18 protein-coding genes are annotated in these 26,707 nt (G+C 47.5%); 9 read left to right on the top strand and 9 right to left on the bottom strand.

Features of this window, described 5'->3' with window-relative positions; all coding sequences use genetic code 11:
- The first annotated feature begins 23 nt into the window (after nt 1–23).
- Together M1L52_RS08500 and M1L52_RS08495 are read left to right on the top strand one after the other, a co-directional pair.
- Nucleotides 24–968, top strand: coding sequence for a hypothetical protein (locus M1L52_RS08500; RefSeq protein ID WP_248614502.1), 945 nt, complete (start codon nt 24–26; stop codon nt 966–968).
- Nucleotides 944–1,396, top strand: a complete 453-nt coding sequence (locus M1L52_RS08495) for a YqaA family protein (protein WP_248614501.1) — start codon at nt 944–946, stop codon at nt 1,394–1,396. The genes M1L52_RS08500 and M1L52_RS08495 overlap by 25 nt, the downstream gene beginning before the upstream one ends.
- A gap of 9 nt (nt 1,397–1,405) precedes the next feature.
- Here the strand turns inward: M1L52_RS08495 and M1L52_RS08490 are convergent, their stop codons facing one another.
- Nucleotides 1,406–2,281, bottom strand: coding sequence for a hypothetical protein (locus M1L52_RS08490; RefSeq protein WP_248614500.1), 876 nt, complete (start codon nt 2,279–2,281; stop codon nt 1,406–1,408).
- Between the two features lie 181 nt (nt 2,282–2,462).
- Here M1L52_RS08490 and M1L52_RS08485 point away from each other — a divergent pair, with 181 nt between their 5' ends.
- Nucleotides 2,463–7,013, top strand: coding sequence for an autotransporter-associated beta strand repeat-containing protein (locus tag M1L52_RS08485; protein ID WP_248614499.1), 4,551 nt, complete (start codon nt 2,463–2,465; stop codon nt 7,011–7,013).
- Here M1L52_RS08485 and M1L52_RS08480 read toward each other — a convergent pair.
- Nucleotides 6,985–9,711: a LamG-like jellyroll fold domain-containing protein gene (locus M1L52_RS08480; RefSeq protein WP_248614498.1), complete on the bottom strand. Its 2,727-nt coding sequence runs from the start codon at nt 9,709–9,711 to the stop codon at nt 6,985–6,987. The two genes, M1L52_RS08485 and M1L52_RS08480, sit on opposite strands and share 29 nt — an antisense overlap.
- 176 nt (nt 9,712–9,887) lie before the next feature.
- Between M1L52_RS08480 and M1L52_RS08475 the strand changes: the two genes are divergently transcribed.
- The gene (locus M1L52_RS08475; RefSeq protein ID WP_248614497.1) at nt 9,888–10,259 is read left to right on the top strand and encodes a hypothetical protein; all 372 of its coding nucleotides are present in this window, start codon (nt 9,888–9,890) and stop codon (nt 10,257–10,259) included.
- A gap of 12 nt (nt 10,260–10,271) precedes the next feature.
- Here M1L52_RS08475 and M1L52_RS08470 read toward each other — a convergent pair whose 3' ends face one another.
- On the bottom strand, nt 10,272–10,979 hold the full coding sequence (locus M1L52_RS08470) for a YjjG family noncanonical pyrimidine nucleotidase (RefSeq protein ID WP_248614496.1): 708 nt from the start codon (nt 10,977–10,979) through the stop codon (nt 10,272–10,274).
- Nucleotides 10,980–11,579: 600 nt separating this feature from the next.
- On the opposite strand from M1L52_RS08470, the gene M1L52_RS16475 reads away from it, so the two are divergent.
- Both M1L52_RS16475 and M1L52_RS08460 read left to right on the top strand, forming a co-directional pair.
- Complete coding sequence (locus M1L52_RS16475) at nt 11,580–16,469, top strand: glycoside hydrolase family 88 protein (protein ID WP_317231479.1); 4,890 nt, start codon at nt 11,580–11,582, stop codon at nt 16,467–16,469.
- Nucleotides 16,470–16,514: 45 nt separating this feature from the next.
- On the top strand, nt 16,515–18,848 hold the full coding sequence (locus M1L52_RS08460; RefSeq protein WP_248614495.1) for a pectate lyase: 2,334 nt from the start codon (nt 16,515–16,517) through the stop codon (nt 18,846–18,848).
- A gap of 108 nt (nt 18,849–18,956) precedes the next feature.
- Here M1L52_RS08460 and rny read toward each other — a convergent pair whose 3' ends face one another.
- The 4 genes from rny to M1L52_RS08440 form a co-directional block, all read right to left on the bottom strand.
- Nucleotides 18,957–20,498, bottom strand: coding sequence for a ribonuclease Y (gene rny / locus M1L52_RS08455; protein WP_248614494.1), 1,542 nt, complete (start codon nt 20,496–20,498; stop codon nt 18,957–18,959).
- 25 nt (nt 20,499–20,523) lie between these two features.
- Entirely contained in the window at nt 20,524–20,829 is a 306-nt protein-coding gene (locus M1L52_RS08450; protein ID WP_248614493.1) for a cell division protein ZapA, read from the bottom strand.
- 10 nt (nt 20,830–20,839) lie between these two features.
- Nucleotides 20,840–21,136 carry a hypothetical protein gene (locus M1L52_RS08445; protein WP_248614492.1) on the bottom strand — a complete coding sequence of 99 codons (297 nt, stop codon included), beginning with the start codon at nt 21,134–21,136 and terminating at the stop codon, nt 20,840–20,842.
- A 145-nt stretch (nt 21,137–21,281) separates the two neighbouring features.
- Nucleotides 21,282–21,911, bottom strand: coding sequence for a hypothetical protein (locus tag M1L52_RS08440; protein WP_248614491.1), 630 nt, complete (start codon nt 21,909–21,911; stop codon nt 21,282–21,284).
- Between the two features lie 127 nt (nt 21,912–22,038).
- Between M1L52_RS08440 and rfbA the strand changes: the two genes are divergently transcribed.
- From rfbA to M1L52_RS08425, 3 genes are all read left to right on the top strand, one after another.
- Nucleotides 22,039–22,917: a glucose-1-phosphate thymidylyltransferase RfbA gene (gene rfbA, locus M1L52_RS08435; RefSeq protein WP_248614490.1), complete on the top strand. Its 879-nt coding sequence runs from the start codon at nt 22,039–22,041 to the stop codon at nt 22,915–22,917.
- Nucleotides 22,918–22,953: 36 nt separating this feature from the next.
- Nucleotides 22,954–25,470, top strand: a complete 2,517-nt coding sequence (locus tag M1L52_RS08430; RefSeq protein ID WP_248614489.1) for a GumC family protein — start codon at nt 22,954–22,956, stop codon at nt 25,468–25,470.
- Between the two features lie 84 nt (nt 25,471–25,554).
- Entirely contained in the window at nt 25,555–25,995 is a 441-nt protein-coding gene (locus tag M1L52_RS08425) for a BT0820 family HAD-type phosphatase (RefSeq protein WP_248614488.1), read from the top strand.
- 57 nt (nt 25,996–26,052) lie between these two features.
- On the opposite strand, the gene rplT is transcribed toward M1L52_RS08425, so the two are convergent.
- Together rplT and rpmI are read right to left on the bottom strand one after the other, a co-directional pair.
- Nucleotides 26,053–26,397 (bottom strand): 50S ribosomal protein L20, encoded by a 345-nt coding sequence (gene rplT / locus M1L52_RS08420; protein ID WP_248614487.1) that lies wholly within the window; start codon nt 26,395–26,397, stop codon nt 26,053–26,055.
- A 35-nt stretch (nt 26,398–26,432) separates the two neighbouring features.
- Nucleotides 26,433–26,630 carry a 50S ribosomal protein L35 gene (rpmI, locus tag M1L52_RS08415; RefSeq protein ID WP_248614486.1) on the bottom strand — a complete coding sequence of 66 codons (198 nt, stop codon included), beginning with the start codon at nt 26,628–26,630 and terminating at the stop codon, nt 26,433–26,435.
- Between the last annotated feature and the right edge of the window lie 77 nt (nt 26,631–26,707).

Here is a 26,707-nt window from a genome sequence, read left to right as displayed (position 1 = left end):
GAATGGTCATGGATTAAGATTTAATGGAATTAAAACGCCTACATACCCGAATTGCTGAGAGCAGCCTTCTGCTGCCCTCAGCATCGGCAGTATATCTGCTCGTATGGCTATTTGCAGGCATACGCGAATACTGGTGGCTTAATCTCGCCCTCACGGCTGCAACGGTATATATCATTGTCGAGCTAAGCAACGCCAATGCTCTCATACGTGTGCGCAGCCGCATGGTATCATCAACATTCCTCGTCTTATCATCGCTCTGTCTCCCATTACACTATTCACTGCAGAACACTTTCGTGATGCTGTGTCTCACGCTCAGCTTCTTTCTGCTTTTCAGCAGCTATCAAGATAAGAGAGCTGTACGTCTGCACTATTACGCCAGTTTTCTCATTGGCATAGCCAGTCTCTGTCATACGGAGATACTTCTATTCATGCCCCTGTTCTGGATTCTTGCTCTGACAAACATTCAGTCACTCACTTTCCGAACATGGATAGCCTCTATCCTAGGAATCCTCACGCCTTATTGGCTTCTGATTCCATGGTTATTCATTAACCAAGAACCAGGACTTGTTGCCACACATTTTTCAAAATTGTTCCCAAAAGAACACGTTTTCGATACGACCATGATAAATGTAAGCCAATGGATAACGCTATCATTAGTCATGGTTTTAGGCATCATAGCAGCAATAAACTTTTGGCGATTCAACTACGAAGACCGCATACGCACACGACAGTTATATGGTTTTTTCGCATGGACAGCCATCTATTCCATATTCCTGATTTTCTTGCAGCCACAGCTTTTTGATCCGCTTATACGCATCATCACACTTTCCATGAGCACTTTCATAGCCCACTATTTCTCGCTGTCACGCACCCGCATGACACAGATAGTGTTCTATGCAGGAAGTGTTGCAGTAGTCATCGCCATCATCTATAATCTTGTCACATGGAGTGGATTATCGACTTTTTGACAGGTTACGGCTATATAGGCATGCTCATTGCGGCCTTTATTGCAGGTAGTTTCTTCCCATTTTCCAGCGAAGCTGTAATGGTGGGCCTCATAGCAACAGGTCTCGACCCCGTTCAGCTAATGGTCTATGGCACCATAGGCAACACCTTAGGCAGTTACTTTAATTATGGCGTAGGACACATGGGAAAAACCGAGTGGATAGAACGCTACCTACATGTAAAACAAGAATCGCTCGACAGAGCCGAGCGATTCATGGCAGGTCGTGGTGCATGGATGGGATTCTTTGCCTTTGTACCACTTCTGGGTACAGCCATAACCATTGTCCTTGGGCTCATGAGAGCCAATATCTTTATCTGCTTCTTCAGCATAGCCATAGGTAAGCTATTGCGTTACCTGCTGGTTATGTACGGCGCAGGACTTTTCTTTTAGAATATTTTTTTAGAACCAGAAGCCGAAGCTCAACTGCTGCATCTTTGGACCACGATTGTTCTTGAAGACCTTCATTGGCGAATATTTACAGTAGATGCTTGAGAAACCTGGTATATTAATGGCTCCCATGAAGTCAACAGTTATTGGACGCTGTCCTATCTTATAGGTCTTAACCTCATATTCGAGTTCATCCTCAGTATAGTCTTTGTTCGTGTGAGCACCGGTATTGATGTTGAAGAGAGCGCCAAGTGTAATGCCCCACCCTTTTTCCTTACCAAAATAGTGAGTGTAAGTAAACGGGAACTGCAAACTAAAGAACTCCATAGACGTTTTTCTGTCACTCTGCTTTGAGCTATAGTCAGCCAAAGACATCACTCCCTGTGAATCCTTAACCCAATATTTATCACTTGACATGCGGTAGTATCTACAGTTAATGCCGAAGCCAAGACTCCACACGTTAAGCTTACCAAACGGACGATACTCATAACAAATGCCTAATCCTAATTCAAATGAAGGCCACAGTTTAAAGTTATAACCATTAGGAGCGCCAATCATTGTTCCTAAGCCAACAAATCCATAAGCATCAGAATCAAACTTCTTATGTTTTGTGTCACCATCTATTACTTTAATCTTCTTCGCATCATCCAGATTCTTAATCTTCTTCCAAATGGCATTCCCGTTTTCAACAGCTACTTTCTGCGTGTAGATGAAATCGTAGTTACCCTTCATACCCTTTACTTCAATGCTCTGCATTGTGTCGTTAGTCTCAATCTTCACGCTACGTGGTCCTTCGATCAATAGCGTGTCATTAACTGCCTCTGCAGTAGCACTTAATGAGAAACCAGCAAACATCAACATGCCGGCAAATGTCTGTTTAAAGTTCATAGTGTTAATAATTAATAGTACAAAATTATATAAAAACGAGACAAAAGTAGTACTTTTTACACTTATAACCAAACTTTTTAAAAAAGAAAATGGTGAAACACAAAAAAATACTTAACTTTGCACCGACTGATCACGACTAACTAAGTTTTACCATTAAAACTATAACGCAACACATATCGATATGAAGAAAATCTTATTATTAGCAACTATGCTGCTGACACTTGCTACAGATGCTAACGCTCAACGCACTATGGACAAGCTGGATCGCGGACTTGTGGCAGTACCATCAGGAGGTGGAACATTCGTCAGTTGGCGTATTTTCGGAGAGGAATACTACGACACGGAGTATAACCTCTATCGTGACGGAGTAAAGATTAACGACAAGCCACTACATGTATCAAACTTCACCGATGCAGGAGGAAAAGCCTCGTCGCAGTATCAGGTAGCTGCTGTTGTGCGTGGCGTTGAACAGGCCAAGTGCAATGCCGTAAGCCGGAGTTCAGTTCAATACAAGCAGTTTGCTGTAAAATCCCTGTACTCGCGCCGCGGAACAAACATCACCAGTGACTATAATATCAATGACATTGCACTTGCCGACGTTGACGGCGACGGCGTGTCGGAGTTCATCCTCAAGCGTAACTACACACCCGACAAGATGTCGCCGGCCAACGACTCGGCCTACAACTGTCTGGACTGCTACAAGCTCAATGGCGAGCGCCTGTGGTGGATAGACCTCGGTCCGAACATGGTCTCAGGTCCCGATGAACAGTACGATGCCGTGGGCTACGACTGGGACGGCGACGGCAAGGCCGAAGTGCTGATGCGCGGTGCCGACAACATGATTATCCACCATGCCGACGGCACGACCACCAACATCGGCGACATGAAGGTGAACACTCGCGGCTCGGTGCTGCAGGATGGCAACATGGCCTACACCAATCAGGGAGCCGAATACCTGCTTTATCTCGAAGGTGCTACGGGCAAGCCCTACTCTATCGGCAGCGGAACCACCCCATTGTGGATAGCCTACCCCCTGCCTCGCGGCGATGCCAATGACTGGGGCGACGGCTATGGTCACCGTTCCACCAAGCACTATTTCGGCGCGCCCTTCCTTGACGGCCGCAAGCCCTACATCTTCCTGGGTCGCGGCTGCTACACCAAGCACCACATGAAGGCATTCTCGGTGAATCCCACCACCCACAAGCTGACCCTGTACTGGGAGTGGTCGAACAATGGCGGTTGGGGTGATCCCTGGTATGGCAACGGATATCATAACTTCGGCATCGCCGATGTAGACTGGGACGGACGCGATGAGATCTGCTTCGGCTCGATGGTCATCGATGACAACGGAAAGGGCCTGCATACCACGGGGTTGGGCCACGGCGATGCCCAGCATTGCAGCGACTTCGACCCCTATCGCCACGGTCAGGAAATCTTCGCCTGCAACGAGGATGAGCCGGCAATGAACTACCGCAACGCCACGACGGGAAAGATATACTATCGTCTGCAATCGACGGGCGACGACGGGCGTGCTCTCTGCGGCAATTTCTCCAACGACTATCCCGGAGCCATGGGTCATTCAAGTCAGTCGGGCACTATTTCTTGTGTTGCCGACAAGGTGATATCTGGCGGCCCTGGTGGCTTCACAAACAATTTCCGCATTTATTGGGACGGTGACCTGCTTGAAGAAGGTCTTGACGGTGCAAACTCACGTGAGGGTGCTGCCCGTGTGTTCAAGGCTGACGGCTCGATAGTGTTCACTGCCGACGGTACAGCAAACTGTAACTGGACGAAGAACACTCCATCGGCAACAGGCGATGTGCTTGGCGACTGGCGCGAAGAAATCATTGTCCGCACGTCAGACAACAATTATGTCAGAATATATACGACAAACATACCAACGCAGTGGCGCAACTACACACTATGGCACGACCATCAGTACCGTCAGGGAATGGTATGGGAGTCTATGGGTTACAACCAGCCTCCTCATGCCAGTTACTTCCTCGGCGAGTTGGAAGGCATTACCATTGCTCCTCCCCCACTCACTATGACCGGACGTAACGAGGTCGCAAATAATGGAACCATCGGCTCTGCAAACGATGACCAGCACGTGATAGTATGCGAGACTAACGACACGAAGATCAACGTTGCTGAAGGTGCAAAGCCCTACATGGTGACCTTCAACGTGCCATCATGGGTGCAGGGAACGAACAGCACGAAGACCGACGGCACAGGTACAATAAACCGCAAATACTATAAGTGTGATGTAAGTGGCGCTGCCTTCACAGGTTCCATGAGACTGGTGAAACAGGGCGATGGCACGCTGAACCTGCCTAACACAAATAACACATATACTGGCGAGACAAACATCTGGGCCGGCACAGTGAACTTCGACGGCAAGTTGCCTAACTCTCCTGTATGGCTTAACCGTTTCGCAGAGCTGAACTCTGACGGTGGCGAATTCCTTAGCATCAAGATGGAATACGATGCGAAGCTGCGTCCTGGACGTGCCGACAACAAAGGCACGCTGACTGTTGACACGTTGAAGCTTGGCTTTGGCTCACGCGTTGTGTTTGACATCTACAACGACCTCTCTGCCGACCAGATTATAACAAAGGTGCTTACCATAGAGACAAAGTCATGGAAGTATGGCCCAGCTTATAAGACTCCCGTGTTCGAGTTCAAGACTCATCTAAACACTGGCGAGGAGATAGCACTCGGGCGCTACCACCTTGGCAAGATAGAGAAGATGGATGATGACATCAGCAATATCCGTATTGAGGGCATTGACAATAAGAAGAAATCAATGCTCACGGTGGAAAATGGCGAGCTCTATTTGGATATCTCTGGCATGCGTGATGCAAGCGAGATTGTTTGGAATGGTGACAAGAATAATAACTGGGACCTTGGTGAGACGGAGAACTTCATCAATGCAAACGACGTTCATGGTGGCAGCGACATCTTCGTGACAGGCGACAAGGTTAGATTCGATGATACTGCAAGTTCTTTCACAGTGAACATGAAGGGTGAGCTTGAGGCTGACACTATCCTTGTGGACAACACAAAGAACTACACCTTCGGCGGAACAGGTAAGATTATTGGCAAGACTGCCCTCGTCAAACAAGGTACTGGTTTGCTTACCATTAACAATGAACACACCTTCACCGGCAATATAAGAATATCTGGTGGTGCCGTAGAGATAAGCTCACTTGCCAATGACAACAAGGCAAACGGTAATCTTGGTGGAGTAAGGGCTGCAGCAACATACTTTTTATTCGAGAACGGCGGCGAACTGCGCACAACTGCAGCTGTCACTAACGGTTCACCAATAAGAATGGAGGGTGAAATCGGCGGTGCCATCAATAACTCAGCAGACTTCATTGTCGATAAGGCCATCTATGGTACTAGATTGGTGAAACGTGGCAATGGATGGATGAAGCTGAACACCAGCAACCCATCACTGGAAAAAATGGTCATTGCCAGTGGTACCGTTCAATGTATCAACGCCAGTGTTCCTGCCAAGACCATTGAATATGCTGGCGGTGTGTTACGTGAGAACGCAGGTACCAGCTATGCCATTAATGTGCCAAAGGGCAAGACAGGAAGTTGGTATATGGCAAACCGTGCCGGCTACACAAACAAGATTACCGGTGAGGGAACGCTGACCATATACTGCACTACAGAGAAAGGCACTAACTACTATGCGACGCGCACACCTGTCGAGTGTAACTTCAGCGACTTCGAGGGTACCATCATTCCAGAATCAAGCCTCGACGACTCACCACGTCGCTTTACCATGAACATGAGCGGTGCCATGCCAAAGGGAACTATGAACATTCCTGAGGGTGTAGAAGTGCAGAATAACGGCCGCGTCTATCACATAGGCAAGTTGGCTGGCAAAGGTTCTCTTGGCGGAAGCTGCGCATTTAGCAACGGCGGCTCTGTCGGAGCGAACACATGGAGAGTTGGTAACGATGAGAGCTTTAGCACCACTGCAACAGTTGTCTCTAATGCCAACTTTGAGAAGATGGGCAGTGGAAAGGTAATATGGAGCGGTGCAAACACCAATACTGGCTACACCTCCATACGCGAAGGCGAGCTGGCAATACAATCTTCTTCTGTTCTCGGAACAGGTGTACTGACTGTAGAGGAAGGTGCAACGCTTGGCGGAACAAATATAAGCTCAAAGCCATTGAAAAACTCATCGTTCACCATCAACGGCACCTTGCGCCCAGGTCTCTTAGAGACTGCCAAGACTGGTACAATCTTCTTCAACGACAAGAATGTTACCATCGGCACTACTGGAGCGTTGGTAATCAGTGCTACACAGAACGCTACAAGCATTAACAACGGCTGCACAGCTATTGGCGGCATAAACCGTCTTACCATCAACGGTAAGATTATTGTAAATCCGAACCCAGCAAATACGCTGAAGGTTGGTGACAAGATTCGTATCTTCACGGCAACAACGTTTGCTGGTACTCCAACACTGGAGTTTGCTGATGGCATTGAGTGGGACGACAGCCAACTAAGTGAGGGTATCCTCACGGTGAAAGCCGTGTCACTGGGCGTTAAACAGATAGGCACAAAAGAAAGTGCCGAAGACAACATCTACGACATTCGTGGTCGATTGGTGCGTCGTTCGGCACGTAGCTTGGACGGACTGCCCGCAGGCATCTATGTCAAGGGTGGAAAGAAGTTCGTTATTTCAGAATCTTCTTCCCATCGATAATCTTTACACCTCGCTTAGAGGTTGACAGACGACCGTCGAGACCATAGGCTGCTGAAGCAGCAGAGGCCTCGGCGGTTTTCATTTGTGGTATTGCGTTAACAGTGTTGTCCATAGCCTGAGCTATCTCCTCGGCAGAGAGAGCGTAGTTATAGATGCGCACATCGTCTAAATAGGCAGTAAGCATAGGATCAGAAGTGAACTGGCTACGGCCTAAGTAGTTAAGCACAGGACAAATGTCGCTCGGACGTATGGTGATGCTCTCTGTTGATGCTGCCAGCTGACCATCGATATATATTGACACTTTGTCCTTACCGATGGTGACAGCTACATACTTCCATGAATAACCATTGAGCTTTGAATTGCAGTCAAGCGTCTGCTCGTTACCTCCGTTCTTTATGGCAAAGCGCATTGCACTGCCAGAGTTTGGAGTGAGGAACATATAGTGGTCTGTGTCGTTACCGAAGTCAAAGATGCGTTGCCATGTCTGGGTGCCGCTGTTGTTCCAATAAACCCATGCAGCGAAAGTCAGCTCTTCGCTATTTGCAACAGAATAAGGCAGCTGAATAAAACCGCCGTTACTAAGCGAAACAGATTTGCTACCCGACTTATGTGTTGCATTGTAATAGATAGTACCTCCGGCAACAGCATCCATCATGTTCGTTGTTGCATCAATGAGATTATCATCAAAATGCCAACGAGCCACAAGACCCTTCTCGCCCGTTGTAGCACTCTCTACCTCTGAAGAGAACGTCGAGAGGTTGTCGCTACGGTCAATAGCTCTTACCTTATAAATATACTCCCTACCCTGTGTGCAAGTGTTGTCAACAAAATAGGTAGTCTTCAGTTTACGGGCAATGGTGCTCCACTTGCCAGTAGCCTTATCCTTACGGGCAATCATATAGCCGTCAAGGTCTGATTCAGTATTCTTATCCCAATACAGCAGTACCGATGCCGTCTGTGGTGTAGCAACGAGTCCTGTAGGTGCCTTTGGTGCAGAGTTCTCACAAGCAGCATCAACAGGAATGATATGCCACAGAATGCGGTCTTTGTCTGTACCTGTGATAAGTGTTGACTGAACGACGTTTATGTTATTATCAAAAGTGTTCTTCTCTGTAGCTAAATAGAGGGCCGACAGACGGTTGCGGATATAGTAGTAGCCCTTACCTGCATACTCAAGATACCATTGCTCGTTCGCATCACCATTGGCATCATAGCTGATGATATTAGTACCTGATGAGGTTGAGTGGTTAAGCAGATTGAGACGCATGGAGCCACTCTTTGAAACGAAGTCAAAGAAACTGAAATCACCGCCTACCCTACTACTCACTGGGGTTATGCTCCATTGCTGGTTTGCCTGTTTTGAGTAGGTGGTCATTTGTATATTGGTGCCTTGGCTGCCACTTGTAACAACTTTGCTGCTATATTTGTTCACAATGATATAGTCGCCGTTGATAACACTTGGAGCCACATCCTCATCCTGGGTTATGTCGATGACGCGCTCACCATTCGTGTGTTTCTCAGTTCCATAGGTGTTAGGATCGCCACTCGGAAGTTCAATAACAAACTCACGCATAGGTCCATGTCCATCAAAATAGACAGGCTCATCAAGAGCGAGGAAACGGAACGTTGTAGTGTTTGCCTGACGCTCAGAACCGCCTATAAAGGCCTTAACCTGCTTTGTCTTGTCATTACGATAGACACATCCTGCCGTCCACTTCGAACGGTTCTCTGCATAGGCCAGACGCGGACCATTGCGGCTGATGTTACAGAACTCACCACGAGCACGGCTGTCAAAGCCCCACCATATGCCTTTCGTCAAGCCATACTCAAGACCGATGAATGCCTCGGCCACATTGTGCATCTCGTCATTAAAGCCCACCTTGCCATCTTGTTGCAACTGCTCATGGAAGCCGACATAATTGTCGAACGAACCGGCAAGCTGGTGCGTATTGCCCCAGTCAACATAGTTCTTACATGTGTTATACCACGACATCGCCTTATCATCGTTAAGCGTATTTGGACCAGTAATCACTATTCCATCGAAAGTGTCGGCATAGTCTTCGCGAAGCTTCTTAGCAATGTCACGTATATCAGCGGCTGTTCCCTGGATAAGCTCATTTTCATTTCCATTAAAGTCAGGCTCGTTCATTATCGACACACCTATGACTTGATGTTTTGAAGCATTTCGTTTCATCCATGCCACATGAGCATTGAGCATAGCTGCCCAGTGGTCAATGTTTGCACGTTTGTTTGTTGTGTAGTATGCATCAATGTTTGTGCCAGTTGTCGTCGAAGGCGAATAGCCATTGTCGCAGTTAAGGATAACAGGCAACGTCTCGCTGATCTTATTGAAGAGCTGGTTACGCTGGTACATTCCTTGCCACTGCTCCTTGACCAAACTGACATCATTCGTTAACGGAGCGCATACACGATAGGACGAACGTCCGAATGACACATTCGCTCGCCCCATGTGGTTCATACCGCTCATGAGGTTGCGTTCGTTCATCCATGCCAGGTCGAGACCCCATTCAGGATCAAAGCGTTTGCCCTCAGCACTGACAGAGAACGGCAGGAACACATCGGTCTTTACCGTAGGCTGTAAATACATGCTCGATGACGAGCGTTCCTCTTGCGAAAATGCCATGGAAGCTACTGAGAGAGCTGCCACTGCTAATGAAATTCTAAGGTTCTTCATCATATTTTCGGGTTTTCTTGTTATGGCTTGTAAAAAAACATAGTTTCCTATTTGCTGCAAAAATAGTAAAATAAGTAGAGAAACACCATTTTTTTTATAACATTAACTTTTTTAGAGACATATATTCCACAAATACAGACAATAATAACATATCCAAATACGTTATAGAACAAAGCATTATGGATAATAACTGGACAAAGTTTGATTTTCGCAAGGGTGCCGCGCAATCACCTAAAATGGTGTCAACCCATGCAGGCATAATACCCGACATTGTTGCTGATAGTCAAGAACTGTCGGCTCTGTCTCGCATGGGATTCTTTGCCGATGAAATGGCACAGAACATTATCACTCGTGTGGTGAACTATAAGCTCGATGCAGTAGTCCTCGACGGAACAGAGTCACCCACGATGATTCGCAATCTCAGAAAGACAATTGTACCAGACCTGCGCAAGGCAGTCAAATTTGCAAAAGTCATCCATAAACACGAATCTGAAGACGAGGAACTTCGTAAGCGCTACGAAGAGTGCACAGACTTCCTCATCTTTGAATAACTATTGGTAATCTTATAGTATTAAAGCTATATCGCGCAGGCCATTGACAACGAATGTAACGTTTTGTGGGATATCTTCTTTTTTCACGTCCCAACGATTCACAAGCATAGCGTTGATACCAGCATTCAAGGCTCCGATAACATCGGTATTTAAGTTATCGCCAATCATCAGCGTGGTCTGCCTATCCGCACCAGAAACTTTTAACGCATAGTCAAAATACTGTGGTGAAGGCTTATTTACTCCTGCATCTTCACTTAGGATAATGGTGTCAAAATAGTCCCTCAGTCCACATGCTGCCAGTTTCTTATACTGCACTTCGTGGAAACCATTGCTCGTCATGTGCATCCTATAACCTCGGCTACGAAGATAGTCCATCAGTTCATGGGCACCATCTATTACGCCAGGCTTCGAGGAACAGAAATCGAGAAACACGTCGCTCATCTCCAGACAAAGAGGTTCTGTAACTTCAAGTCCTACGCCCAAGGACAAAGGACGGCGAAAACGCTCAACGATGAGATATGGGCGATCAATCTCTCCTTTCGAATAGCGTGACCACAGGTCTATATTTGCAGCCCAATAGGCATCATAGAACACATTCGGGTCTTCGAAATAACGTTCCAAATGAAACACCTCGAACGTTTCCTTCAAGGCTATGACGGCATTGCCATGTGTATCATACAGGGTGTCGTCGAAGTCGATAAACAAATCTTTATAGCGCATAACATTTCGCTCACAAATCACATTAAAGGGGCTCTGTTATTAAACATACGGAAACGTTGCAAAGATAAGACTTTATTTGTTATATGCCAAATATTTCGATACTATTTTCCTTTATTACATCACAGGAGTTTAGTAAGAACGCCCGAAGCGTTTGGTAAGAACGCTCCGAGCGTTTAGGCCTAACGCTTCTGGCAGAGACAGCTAAGGTAGTAGTCGCTGTAGTTTATCGTTTGCTGTCGTTTATGACAAATTACAAATGACAGTAAGAAAAATGCGTGGTATCCACCAACATCACCCCACATTAAGGGACTGTTAAGATGATAAGAATTATCTCTCTATATAAATATATATATTAGAAAAATTCTCTTTATTATTTTTTATATACTATTATCTATAGAAAAAAAATAAGGTATAGAGTCCATCATCAAGCCAAGGGTAATGAACACCCCCATGTTTTTCTTACTGTCATCTGTAATCTGTCATAAACCACTAATATAAAAGAAAAACTGGCATTTCTTTTGTTCTTCACTCGACTTTTCGTAACTTTGCACACAATAAACCAATTAACGCATCTACTAAAATTATTTTATACAAACTTTTATGACTACAAAAATCTTAAGACTTTTGCTCTTGGTCCTTCTGTTTCCTGCATTAGAGAGCCAAGCCCGTGAATGGGACGAAGCGCTCTACAGACAGATTGAGCAGAGCATCAAGGCACCGTCTATTCCAGAAGGTGACGTAAGCATCATGAAATATGGTGCAAAGCCGACAAACTCGGCAGAGAAGAACCAGAAAGCCATTCAGAAGGCTATTGACAAATGCTCGAAGAAAGGCGGCGGACGTGTTATAGTGCCTGCCGGCATGACCTTCAAGACAGGTGCCATAGTCCTGAAAAGCCATGTCAACCTGCACGTTGAGGAAGGTGCTGTGCTCGAGTTTGTGTTCCAGCCTGAGCTCTATCCCATCGTTGAGACATCGTGGGAAGGTCTGGAGTGTTTCAACCTGTCTCCATGTATCTATGCATTCAACGAGACCGACATAGCTCTTACAGGCAAGGGTACTGTGGATGGCGGTGGCTCCAAAGATACATGGTGGCCATGGTGCGGTGCTCCCAAGTTCGGATGGAAGGAGGGCATGATAAGCCAGAAGATTGAGGCGCGTCCACGTCTGCTGAAGAACGGTGAGGACGGCATTCCCATGTATAACGAGAAAGGACAACGCACGCCAGAGCGCGTCTTTGGTCCGAAGGACGGTTTGCGCCCACAGCTTGTAAACTTCAACAAGTGCCAGCGCATACTCCTTGAGGATATAACCCTTCTGCGCTCGCCATTCTGGGTCATCCACCCACTCCACTCTACCGACATCACCGTGCGCCGCGTGAAGATGATTAACGACGGACCTAACGGCGACGGCTGCGACCCTGAGTGCTGCGACCGTGTGCTCATAGAGGACTGTTTCTTCAACACTGGCGATGACTGCATAGCCATCAAGAGCGGACGCAATCGCGACGGCCGAGAGCGCAACATGCCATCGAAGAACATCATCATTCGCCGTTGCGAGATGAAGAACGGCCATGGTGGCGTGGTCATCGGTTCTGAGATCTCAGGCGGATGTCAGAACGTGTTTGCCCACGACTGTGTGATGGACTCTCCAGAACTTGAGCGCGTGGTACGCATAAAGACGAACTCATGCCGAGGCGGTATCATTGAGAATATCAACGCGCGTAATATTAAGGTAGGCGTGTGCAAGGAGTCTGTACTGAAGATAAACCTTGACTATGAGCACAACGAGGTTTGCTGCCGTGGCTACTACCCAATAGTGCGCAACGTGAACATTGAAAACATAACCAGTGAGAAGTCGAAATACGGCGTTCAGATAATTGGTCTCGACGAAGATACTTACGTCTATGACATCAACGTGAAGAACTGCCATTTCAACGGTGTGACTGACGATAACTTCATGAGTGGAAAGACACGCGACATACGTTTCGACAACCTCTATATCAATGGAAGTCTATCTCTTCAAGAGAAGCCATACAAAAGCTATGCTCAATGGATGACATACTCTGAGATGCAGCGCACGCCGCAATCATACATGCTCGATTTCTCTAACCGTCCGAAGTGGAGCTATGTCATGGGCATTGAACTTGAAGGCATGCTTGACACATATCTGCGCTATGGTGACCAGAAGATTCTGGATTACTGCAAGCTCTATACTGACACCATGATTAATGCCAAGGGCGAGATACGCGGCTACAACATACTCGACTACAACCTCGACAACTGTCGCACGGGCCATTTCGTTACTCGCATGTATCAGCAACTGCCCGAGGCAAAGAACCTTGAGGCAATGAAAACACTCATGAAGCAGTTGCAGGACCAGCCTCGCACCGTGGCAGACAAGGTATATTGGCACAAAGCCATCTATGCCTACCAGGTGTGGCTCGACGGAATATTCATGGGTCTGCCTTTTCGCTGTCTGACTGCCCCAATCATGGACCAAGCAGTCAAAGACAACAAAAAATCGAAAAGGAACAAGACAAAATCTAATAATAATTCTCAGCTCATCTACGACGATGCTGTGAACCAGCTTCTCATCACCTATCAGCGTACACTCGACCCCAAGACGGGACTGAACCGTCATGCTTATGACGAGAACAGAAACATGTTCTGGGCAGACAAGAACACAGGACTGTCGCAGCATTGCTGGGGACGTGCTCAGGGATGGTTCACCATGGCACTCATCGAGGTGCTTGACGCCCTGCCAGAGGATTATGCACGTCGTGGCGAGCTCATTGATTTGCTGAAGAAAGACCTCGATGCTGTTATCAAGTGGCAGGACAAGAAGTCTGGCGTATGGTATCAGGTCATGGACTCACCTGAACGCGAAGGCAATTACCTGGAGAGCACCTGTTCGTCAATGTTTGCCTATGCTCTGTTGAAGGCATATCGCAAGGGCTATGTTGGCACGAAATATCGTGAAGCTGGCATCAAGGCATACCGTGGCATCGTTAAGAACTTCATCCGCGTCAATGCCGACAAGACGATTTCACTTACCAAGGGCTGTGCTGTTGCAGGCCTTGGCCCAGGACTGAGCACACAGGTTGAGGAAGCTATGAAGAAGATAAACCCCAAGGCTAAGGTAAAGGAGAACCTCCGTCGCGATGGTTCATATAAGTACTATCTCTCAGAGCCCATCCGCGACAACGACGCCAAGGGCATTGGTCCGTTCATTTGGGCTTCACTCGAAATGGAGCAGATGGGATTCACCACTGACGACGTAATGAAGAAGATTGACCGCAAGAGTGTTACCTCACGAAACAATCCCATCGTCACCAAGGCAGATCCTTTAGCCTCTCTCACCGTTGGCAATGGACATTTCGCAACAACAGTTGACGTTACAGGTCTTCAGTCGTTCCCTTTTGATTATGAGGCAGGTGTGCCTCTGACAGCCATGTCCGACTGGGGATGGCATAAGTTCGAAAACACCGGCGCCCTCACGCCGTCTATGACTGAGAAGACATTTGACCTCGGTCACGGACATAAGGAAATATACGCAGTGGAATACAAGAAGGCAGAAAACTCCTCCGAGGCAAAGAGAGTGGCTTCCACCCAGTATTTCCGCGTCAACCCCCATCGCCTTAACCTTGGTGCCATAGGCCTCAACATGAAGACCAGCGACGGAAAGGCGATTAACTTAAGTGATCTCAAGGACATCCGTCAGGAGCTGAAGCTCTTCGACGGTGTCATTGAGTCGCACTTCACTGCCGACGGAACACCCGTCGATGTCATCACAGCTGCGCTGCAAGACCGTAGTGCCACGATCTATCGCATAAAGAGTGAGCTATTGAAAGATGGACGCGCCACCGTTGCCGTACGCTTCCCCTACCCCACAGGCAAACATGCCGACGCTGCTTCCGACTGGTCGAAAGCTGACCGTCACACATCACGCATAGTCAAAGCCAATGACCACGCTGCCGTCATAGAACATGTCGTTGACTCAACCCGCTATTTCCTCACACTCAGCTGGCAGGGCGACGCAACAATAAAAGAGTGCGGCAACCACCAGTTCATACTATCTACAACCAGCGATATCTTAGCCTTCGAGGCAAACTATTCACAAGCGGCTCCCTCTGAACAAGGCGCTGCTTTCGTCTTCGACCAGAAACTGCGTGCCGTACTGAAGTCATGGAACCAGTGGTGGAACGAAGGCGCTATCGTTGACTTCAGCCAGTGTACCGACCCACGAGCCAAAGAGCTTGAGCGTCGTGTAGTACTGTCACAATATCTCACACAGATAAACTGTGCCAACAGCTGTCCTCCACAGGAGACAGGACTCACCTATAACTCATGGTTCGGACGTCCGCACCTTGAGATGACATGGTGGCACATGATTGACTTTGCCCTATGGAACCGTCCGCAGGTAGTTGCCCAAGTGCTCGACTGGTATAACAAAGTGGCCTATCCCGTGGCGAAGCAGATAGCTGAGCGCCAGGGATTCAAGGGCATCCGCTGGATGAAGATGACCGACCCATGGGCTGGCGAGGCGCCATCGAACACAGGATCGTTCCTCATTTGGCAGCAGCCACATTATATATATATGGCTGAAGAGCTCTATAGAGCCGACCCCACAAAGGAGACCCTCGAAAGATATGGCCGTCAGGTGGAAGAGACTGCTGAGTTCATGGCAGACTTCGTCAGTTATAACGCGAAAAGTAAGGAATACTTCCTTCAGGGTGCCACAGCAATGCAAGAAAGCATGTCGAAAGACTTCTCCTATAACCATCCTTTCGAGCTGGCTTACTGGCAGTATGGCCTTAGCGTAGCCCAACAATGGCGCGAGCGTCAGGGTAAGGAGCGAATTGCCGAATGGGACAACATCATTAGCCACCTGTCTCCTCTGCCGAAGAAGAAAGACATCTACACGGCTGGTCTGCCCAAAGGCAAGACCACAGATCTGAAAAGCTTCGATCCCTTCGATGCAGTAGCCAGTGGTGCCAAGCCTGTTGTCTCAACAGAGACCTTCGATGAGAAATGCCGCAACGACCATCCTGCTGTGCTCGGAGCGTGCAGTATGCTGCCCTACCAAACTGGCATGCTTAGTAAAACCAGTCGAGATAGCTTTTCCTGCCTTTACTCCAAGGAAAACATGACCGCTACCCTCAACTGGGTGATGCAAAATTGGAACTGGGCCACCACATGGGGTTGGGACTACGGCATGACTGCTATGGCAGCCGCCCGTCTTGGTCAGCCAGAAACAGCTCTGAAAGCCCTGCTCATTGACACGCAAAAGAACACTTACCTTAAAAACGGACATAATTTCCAGACCGCAGACCGACTGCGCATCTATCTGCCAGGCAACGGAGCACTGCTCACTGCCATCGCCATGATGTGTGCAGGCTGGGACGGTTGCCAATACGGCAATAACCCAGGCTTTCCAAAGGACGGCTCATGGAACGTTAAATGGGAAGGTCTAAAACAAATGCAATAAAAATGTGTGGTGCAATTTTGTTGCACCTACCCAAACAAAAAGAATATGAAGAAACTACTTACAACCATCGCTATTGCGGCAATTGCCCTTACCGCACAGGCACAGGCACCGGCATTCCCTGGTGCAGAAGGTCACGGACGCTACACCGCTGGCGGACGTGGCGGAAAGATTGTACATGTAACAAACCTTAACGACTCTGGCACAGGCTCGTTCCGTCAAGCCGTGAAAGGCACCGACAAGAAGATTGTAGTCTTCGATGTTGCTGGTGTCATTGCCTTGGAGAGTGATGTTAACATTGGTGCCAACACCACCATTCTGGGACAGACGGCTCCTGCTCCCGGCATTACCCTGCGCTACTATACCGTTAACCCTAACGGCAATAATATCGTTATGCGCTTCATCCGCATCCGTCGCGGACAGGAGAAAGACGTAAACGACGGTGCCGATGCCTCAACAGCACGCCACTATACTGGGATGATGCTCGACCATTGTTCTTTCTCGTGGAGTATCGACGAGGTTGCTTCTTTCTATGACAACAACAACTTCACCCTGCAATGGTGCACCATAGGTGAGAGCCTCAACGAAGCCGGTCACGGCAAAGGTGCTCATGGCTATGGCGGCATCTGGGGCGGCAAACTGGCATCATTCCACCACAACCTAATCTGTCATGTGAACAACCGTTCACCACGTTTCAACGGTGCGCGCTATGACTGGACGGGCTATACCGGCAACAAGCTCTACAGCCAATATAACTGGGAGAATGCTGTTCAGGCCGAGAATGTTGACTTCCGCAACTGTGTCATTTACAACTGCGCCAACGGATGCTACGGTGGTCCTGGTGGCGGCTACGTGAACATGATTAACAACTATTACAAGACGGGACCTGCAGGCAGCACTTCGCGCGTTACTCAGATCTCAATAGCTAACAGCACCTCGGCTTCAGGCTATGAGAAATACTGGGACATGACTAGCCGTTACTATATCAAGGGCAACCGTGTGAACAACAGTGAAAGCTATGACTGGTCGAACATTGCCTATGACTCGGGCGTGCAGACCATCAATGGCGAGCGCTATACGCAGGACCCCAACCATTACTATGGTTCAAATGTCACCTATGTAAAGAACGGTTCAGGCACCGACTGCGTGAAAATTAAGCTCGACAATCCTATTGACGCCGGAATAGTAACCACACATACAGCAAACCAGGCTTTCAACAAGGTACTGGCTTACGCAGGTGCATCGCTGAATCGCGATGATGTAGACTCGCGCTACATGACCGAGGCCAAGAACGGCACAGCCACCTATACAGGCTCTGTAACGGGCAAGAAAGGCCGCATAGACAAGGTGAGCGATGTGAATGGTTACACTGAGGCGAATTTTGGCACTGGCAGCCGTGAAACAGGCTTTGATACAGATAACGACGGTATCCCCGATGCATGGGAAACAGCCAACGGCTTGGACCCCAACAGTGCTGCCGATGCTCAGCTCTACACCCTCGACGCAAAGAAGTACTACACCAATATCGAGGTCTATGCCAACTCGCTTGTGCAGGACATCATGCTCGGTGGCAATGCTGATGCTACCGATGACGTTGAAGAATACTATCCTGCCTATACTAAAGAAGACGGCACCAAGGTTGACGCTATCAACGGCCCCAGTTCCGATGATGACACACCCGTGGTAGGCCAAGAAGGAGATATCAGCTGGCCTCTCTCAGAAGGCACCAACCAGCCAGCCTATGCTTTCTCTTCAGCCATTGGTGACTATCTGGAGACGCCTGTCATGACTGTAGGTTCGCACCTGCAGGTAAACGGCAAGAAAAACGTAGGCTTCGACATGACCGCCTTCACCATCACCGACGAGAGTTCAGACGCGAATGCTACTGATGGAAATGCCGTAACATTCAGCATCACCCCCAAAAGCGGCTACCGTTTTCAGCCCACTGGTGTATCGTTCAATGCCACTCGTTTCGGCACCGACCACGGAAAGTTTCAGGCCTATTGGCTCTACAGCGACGGAACCCGTGTAGAGATTGCCGAAGACCAACTGGCAAACCGTGACAACGCCACTCCAAAATATACTACAATAAACAATACTTTTCAAGGCAAAGCCACTACGGCTACGAGTTCGCTCGTCATTCACCTCTACGACATTCCCTATAACACCAACACGAAGACCATGGGACTAGCTAATGTGGTAATTTCGGGCAAGGCAGGCTCTTCATCGACAGGCATCAAAAGCCTTGACAACACCACTGTATCAACCACTTACTACACCCTACAGGGCATGCATATCAGCAGTCCCAAGCAAGGAGTATTCATCCGCATAGACCGTCTTCCCAACGGACAGATGAAAAGCAGCAAGGTGATGCTGAAATAATAGCATCCTACATCAATAAACAATGAACCCCAGAAGTTTTCAAGGCTTCTGGGGTTCACTTTATAATAAAAATAAAGATGTATATCTTTTCTTAGAGAAATTATAGAACTATTTAGCGTATGCTACTGAACGAGTCTCACGGATAACAGTGATCTTCACCTGACCAGGATAGGTCATCTCGTTCTGAATCTTAGTTGCAATCTCACCGCTGAGTGCCTCAGTCTCAGCATCATCCATCTTGTCAGCACCAACGATAACACGCAGCTCACGACCAGCCTGAATAGCATAAGTCTTTGTCACACCAGGATAGCTCATAGCTATTGCCTCGAGGTCGTTAAGACGCTTGATGTAAGCCTCAACGATCTCACGGCGTGCACCTGGACGGGCACCACTTATGGCATCGCAGACCTGCACGATAGGAGCCAGCAGAGTCTGCATCTCCATCTCATCGTGGTGAGCACCAATGGCATTGCAGATATCAGGTTTCTCCTTATATTTCTCTGCAATCTTTGCGCCATAGAGTGCGTGTGGCAACTCGCTCTCCTCATCGGGCACCTTACCAATATCGTGGAGCAGTCCGGCACGCTTTGCTTTCTTGGGATTCAAGCCAAGCTCTGAAGCCATAACAGCACAGAGATTGGCGGTCTCACGAGCATGCTGCAACAGGTTCTGACCATAGCTGCTACGATATTTCATCTTACCAACGATGCGTACGAGCTCTGGATGGAGTCCATGGATACCGAGGTCTATGGTTGTGCGCTTACCTGTCTCGATAATCTCGTTCTCGAGCTGCTTCTTAACCTTTGTAACAACTTCTTCGATACGTGCCGGGTGTATGCGACCATCGCTGACAAGCTGATGCAGAGCCAAACGGCACACCTCGCGGCGAACGGGATCGAACGCAGAGATGACAATAGCCTCTGGAGTGTCATCGACAACAATCTCAACGCCACAAGCTGCTTCAAGTGCACGTATATTACGTCCTTCACGTCCGATGATGCGTCCCTTAACCTCGTCATTGTCAATATGGAACACGCTGACTGAGTTCTCGACAGCAGTCTCAGTAGCTACGCGCTGTATGGTCTGAATGACAATCTTCTTGGCCTGAGCATTGGCATTGAGTTTTGCCTCGTCCATTATCTCGTTGATATAGCTTGCAGCCTGAGTCTTAGCCTCATCCTTGAGTGATTCTACAAGGCGATTGCGAGCCTCTTCAGCGCTAAGGCCTGAGAGTTCTTCGAGCTTCTCACGCTCCTTTTGCTGCATCTTGCCAAGTTCTTCCTGCTTCAGTGCAAGGGTTTTCTTCTCATTGTCTATGCGCTGCTGCTGATTGTCAAGATCGTTCTTGCGACGTCCGAGTTCTTCCTGACGCTGATTAAGAGAAATCTCGCGCTGCTTCAGACGGTTCTCATTCTGTTGGATGTGCTGGTTGCGCTGCTGCACCTCTTTCTCAAGTTCAGCCTTTTTATTAATGAACTTCTCCTTAACCTCAAGCAGTTTCTTTTCCTTTATGACTTCAGCCTCTTTCTCGGCTGCGTCAACCATTTCCTTGTATTTGCCTTTCAGGACATAGCGAAAAACAAGGTATCCACAGACTCCTCCCAAAGCGAGAGCGCCTGCGGCAATCAATAACACAAAAATTAGATCCATAATATATATATAATGTTAATATTCTCTATTTCAGCACTTCCTCAATCTCAGAAGTAAGCTGCGAGAGAATATTTTCATAGGGAGACGTATCATTCTTGGCAAGCTCGCGCTCATAGCGCAGGGCTATCTCAATAAGCGTCATCAAGGCAATAGTATGGTCGCTCTTACGTCCCTTATAAACCTGGGCATAAGCGCCATATCGCTCAGAGATGAGCTTGGCTGCAGCACGATAGTACTCTTCGTCTTCACGATTGTGAAGCACGGTCAAGATGTCTTCGTCATAGACATGCAACCTGATATTTAGTGTCTCCTTATTTTTTTCTTCTGCCATCGCTTTTTACCTACTCTTCGTTGCTGAGGATAGCAATGCATTTATTAACGTCGCGAATAAGCTTTGCCAACCGGTCCTTGGCACCCTGAAGGTCGCTATCGGTAATCTCGATCATCTTAGCCATTTTCAGCGACTGATAGTCACGCTCGTCTTGCTGAATCTTTGCCTGCAGGCTTTTTATGTCCTGTTCGTTCTTTTCGACCATGGCATACAAGTCACTGTTCTCCTTTTTCAATTCTTGAAAACGGAGGAGCAACTGCCGCACACGGGTCTGAAACGTAGCTAAAGCTTTCTCGCTTTCGGTCATGACTATTATGTTTTAGTGTTACAAAGGTAATATTTTAAGTCAAATAATTGGAATTACGGAAAAATACTTTGCACCCCGTTAACAGGTTTTAATCTTACAAACCTATAATTCACAATTATTAACTTGCAATATTGAACAATACCTTCTAGTCGTTTGTATTCTGTGGTTGTTTTTCCTTCTTAGACAGCATAACAACACGATACACAAAGTCGGTAGTCCACTGCTGAGAGAATCCAAGGCGTTTGTTCATTTCCCTTACCTCAACAACGGTCTTGATGACACTTGCATCAGTGAAGTCATTTTTATTAAATATGTCATTGACAGTCTTTTCCGTGATTTGGTAAAGCATTTTCTTCATGAATCCAGGAAGACGCATCTTGTAGCTCATAAGATTTCCTGTAAGCATCATTATGCCCTGCACATAACCTTGGAACTGATACATATATGGCTGCACATCCTGAAGTTTCTTACAGCGGCGACGGATACTTTGGTCAATCTCCTTAAAGAACTGGTCATCCATCTCATACATTTCCTTCAGCATGCTCTTACAACGAGTACGCTCAGCTATTCCGAGCTTACCCTGGGTAGGCACACGAAGCGTAGTTTTGAACACGCGAAGGTCGGGCAGAGAGGCAAGGTTGGAAATATTGAGTTCTGAAGCCAGAACAGCCTGGAAGTAAACTCTGATGAGTGTCATGAAATCCTCAATGCCACCTGTTTTCGATTTTGTATCGTCGGCAGTCTTTTTGCCGAATAATTTTGAAAAAAAGTTCATAATTGCTTAAAATTTTGTGCAAAGTTAGTCTTTTTTCTGCATATTCGGGCATTTTTTAATTAAAAACACGCATAACAACATTTTTTTTCGTATCTTTGCACACAAAAATAACGTTATTTGAAATAATATGAAAGGTATTGTACTAGCAGGTGGCAGCGGCACACGTCTCTACCCCATCACGAAAGGAATCAGCAAACAGCTCATACCTATTTTCGACAAACCGATGATTTACTATCCCATCTCGGTATTGATGCTTGCTGGAATACGTGAGATACTTATAATATCGACGCCATTCGACTTGCCAGGATTCAAGCGTCTGCTTGGCGACGGCAGTGAGCTTGGCGTTCATTTTGAATATGCAGAACAGCCCTCGCCCGATGGTCTTGCCCAAGCATTCATCATTGGCGAGAAGTTCATCGGAAATGACTGCGCATGCCTCGTACTTGGCGACAACATCTTCTATGGTTCAGGCTTTACGGGCCTGCTGCGCCAGAGTGTTGAAAACGCAGAGAAAAACAATCAGGCTTCCGTGTTTGGATACTATGTCAACGATCCTGAGCGCTACGGAGTGGCAGAGTTCGACGAGCAGGGCAACTGTCTGAGTATTGAGGAGAAGCCAGAGCATCCAAAGTCAAACTATGCCGTGGTTGGACTCTATTTCTATCCTAACAGCGTCGTAGAGATAGCCAAGACCATCAAGCCAAGTGCACGTGGAGAGCTGGAGATAACAACTGTCAATCAGAAATACCTTGAAGAAAAGTCGCTTAAGGTGCAGACACTTCAGCGCGGCTTCGCATGGCTCGACACTGGCACCCACGACTCTCTGGCAGAGGCAAGTACATTCATTGAGGTAATAGAAAAGCGCCAAGGTCTTAAGGTAGCGTGTTTGGAAGAAATTGCATTTAAGAAAGGATGGATTACCAAAGACCAACTTGAAGAGTTGGCAAAACCGATGATAAAGAACAGCTACGGACAGTATCTGTTACAATTAGTCAAAGAAAAGTAAAAACAAAAATAATAACAAACCCCATAAAAAATAGAAATGGAAGAAATACGTAACAACGCTCAAATCGATGAGAAAGAGTTGATTTCAAGAGAAGAAGAGTCTTCTTCTTTCGACATCCGTACCATTTTCGCAATCATTGTGCTCAACTGGCAATGGTTTCTCCTCTCAATGATTATTTTCGTATCTGGAGCGCTAATCTATCTGAGATATGCCACCCCCACATATCAGATGTCATTAAAGATGCTCATCAAGGAAGAGCAGAGCAATCGTAGAGGAGCCAACAGTCTTGCTAACATGCAGGACTTGGGCTTCATCACCAACTCGGCTGGTATAGAGAACGAGATGGAGATCCTGACATCAAAGCGTCTCGCTCTTGATGCCGTCAAAGACTTGAAACTCTACAATGAATATTCCACCAAAGGACGTGTCACGGAACAGCTCATGTATAAGACACAGTATGTGGATGTAGATCTTGACCCAGCAAGTCTTGACAGCCTCAGAATCCCCATTCTACTTAAGATTGAGCGCAAGGACGACACCTACTATCTATCTGACCGTGATATGCCGGTACCGTTCGAAGCCACGTTCAAATCTTTGCCTGCTACGGTTAAGACCAATTATGGCAGCTTCACTATCACCGTCAACCCCTACAATCTGCAAGGCATGGCGAATGGTCAAACCATGTACGTCAAGATAACGCAACCTAAGTTCAAGGCTGCGCAATATGCCGCAACGCTAAGTGTCGCTCCAACATCGAAGATGACATCTATAGCACAGCTGGTCATCACTGACCAAGATCCTGAGCGTGCCGCTGACTATCTGAAGCAGTTGGCCATCTGCTACAACCGCCAGGCTAATGCAGACAAAAACGAGATAGCCTACAAGACTGAGACATTCATCAACAGCCGTCTGGAGAAGATTAATGCCGAACTCGGACTCACTGAAGGAGAACTTGAGAGCTACAAGAAGCGTAACAACATTACACAGCTCCGCATTGATGCTACACAGGTGCTGACCCAGTCAAACCGCTATACCGAGGAGTTGGCCAAAGCAAATACTCAGCTTCAGCTTCTCGACTATCTGAGAGAATATGTTACTGAACCTCAGAACAAGTACCAGATTATTCCTTCAAACATTGGCCTTACCGACGGAGTGTCATCATCACTCATCGCCGCTTATAACCAAAATGTCCAGGACCGTAACCGCATGCTCGAGGGTGTATCACTCAACTCTCCACAGGTATTGACAATAACTAACACGCTCGATCGTCTGCAGGCCAGTATCAACGACGCCCTCATGCAGGCTCGCAAAGCTGCCGATATCCAGCGTCAGGGCATAGAGGATCAGTACAACATCTACCAGGAGAAGGTGGCAAACACTCCTGAACAGGAACGCATACTTACTCAGATTGGACGTCAGCAGGAAGTAAAGTCAGGACTTTACCTTATGTTGCTGCAGAAACGTGAGGAGAACTCCATCTCGCTCGCTGCTACAGCCGACAAGGGCCGTGTCATTGACGAGCCATCGTTTGGCGGTAAGGTAAGCCCAAAGAACAATATCATCCTGCTTGCCTCATTGGTACTCGGATTCGCGCTGCCTTTGCTCATCTTCTACCTCCTTCAGTTCCTGCGCTATAAGATTGAAGGTCACGAAGATGTGGCACGTCTAACCACGCTGCCTATCGTGGCCGATGTGGCAGTGGCAAACGAGAGTGCTAAGACAGCAGCGGGTATTGTGGTACACGAGAACAAGAACAACCAGACCGATGAGATATTCCGTTCAATGCGTACGAACATACAGTTCATGATGACGGAAGGACAGAAAGTAATTCTCTTCACATCATCAACGTCAGGTGAGGGTAAGACGTTCAACGCTTCAAACCTCGCAGTCAGCTTTGCACTGCTTGGCAAGAAGACCATACTCGTGGGTCTTGACATACGTAAGCCTGCCCTTGGAAGACTGTTCAACATCGCCGACCGCAGCAAAGGTATTACATCGCTGCTAGTGAAAGACAATATCACCATGAGCGATTTGGCTAATCAGATCGTAGAATCTGGCATAAACAATAACCTCGACCTGTTGCTGGCCGGTCCTACACCTCCAAACCCAACAGAGTTGCTGGCACGCGAAAGCCTGAAGGAAATTATAGATTTGCTTTATCAGAAGTACGACTATATCATCCTCGACACAGCGCCTGTAGGACTTGTTTCTGACACGCTGCAGATTGGCAAATATGCCGATGTCACTGCATTCGTCTGTCGTGCCGACTACACTCCGAAGACAAGCTTTGCCCTCATTAACACACTTGCCAGCGAGCAGAAGCTGAAGAATATGTGTATTGTCCTCAACGGCGTTGACATGTCTAAGAAGAAGTACGGTTACTATTACGGCTATGGCAAATACGGCAAGTACGGACGCTATGGATATGGCTACGGATATGGTCGTTATGGCTATGGACGATATGGTTACGGAAGCTATGGCAACCTCGGTGCATACGGCAACTACGCTGACAGCCACTATGGCAACAAGAGCGACGATTCGATAAAGAAATAACACACATAACACACCTTTGAAGGCATAGTGGCGCTAACTCCCTCTATGCCTTCTTATATGAAAAACTCAAGAAAACAAAAGGAAATGATTATCGGAGTTGATTTTGACGGTACCATTGTCGAAGACAGGTACCCAGACATTGGCGAAGAGATACCATTCGCAACAGACACACTGAAGATGCTGATAAAAGAGCATCACCGCATAATACTATGGACGGTTCGCGAAGGCAAATACCTGGAAGACGCTGTTAAATGGTGCCGCGACCGAGGCGTAGAGTTTTACGCCGTCAACCGCGACTACCCTGAAGAGACGACAGACAACAACCAGTACTTCAGTCGCAAACTGAAAGCTGACCTGTGGATTGACGACCGTAACCTTGGCGGCCTGCCCGACTGGGGCACCATATACCGCATGGTAACACGCCGCAAGTCTTGGCACGACCTTATCATAGAAGAAGTTCAAAGTGCCACACTCACACCATACGAGAGAATACACCCGAAGAAGAAGCCATGGTGGAAGTTTTAAAATACAAAAAGGCTGCGCGATGCGCAGCCTTTTTTGATCTTGCTTCTTTGCTCAGATTTACTTAACCTTAGCAACGATAGCCTTGAAAGCCTCAGGATTGTTCATTGCGAGGTCAGCGAGAACCTTACGGTTGATCTCGATGCCGGCCTTGCTCAGAGCGCCCATCAACTTGCTGTAGCTCATACCCTCGAGGCGAGCAGCAGCGTTGATACGCTGAATCCACAGAGCGCGGAAGTTGCGCTTCTTATTGCGGCGATCACGATAGGCGTAGGTCAGACCCTTCTCCCATGTGTTCTTGGCTACTGTCCAAACATTCTTGCGGGCACCAAAGTAACCGCGAGTAAGCTTAAGAATTCTCTTACGTTTTGCTCTAGATGCAACGTGATTTACTGATCTTGGCATAATTTCTTTACTTTAAATGTTAGACAATAGGTTAATTAACGGAGACACAACAGGTCACGAACCTGCTTCATGTTTGAGTTGTCTACGATTGTGTAGCCAACCAAGTTACGCTTCTGCTTCTTGGTCTTCTTTGTCAGAATGTGGCTGTGGTAAGCGTGATGTCTCTTAACCTTACCTGTTCCAGTGAAAGCGAATCTCTTCTTTGCACCAGAGTTTGTCTTTACTTTTGGCATTTTTTTGTACTTTAAATTGTTATTAATAGCGGTGGCAACGCATATACCGGGCGCAGCGCACCTTGTTTCTTTCTTTT

The organism is Prevotella sp. E13-27 (assembly GCF_023217965.1).
In the GTDB taxonomy this organism is placed as follows: domain Bacteria; phylum Bacteroidota; class Bacteroidia; order Bacteroidales; family Bacteroidaceae; genus Prevotella.
This window is presented reverse-complemented; position numbering and strand designations above follow the sequence as displayed.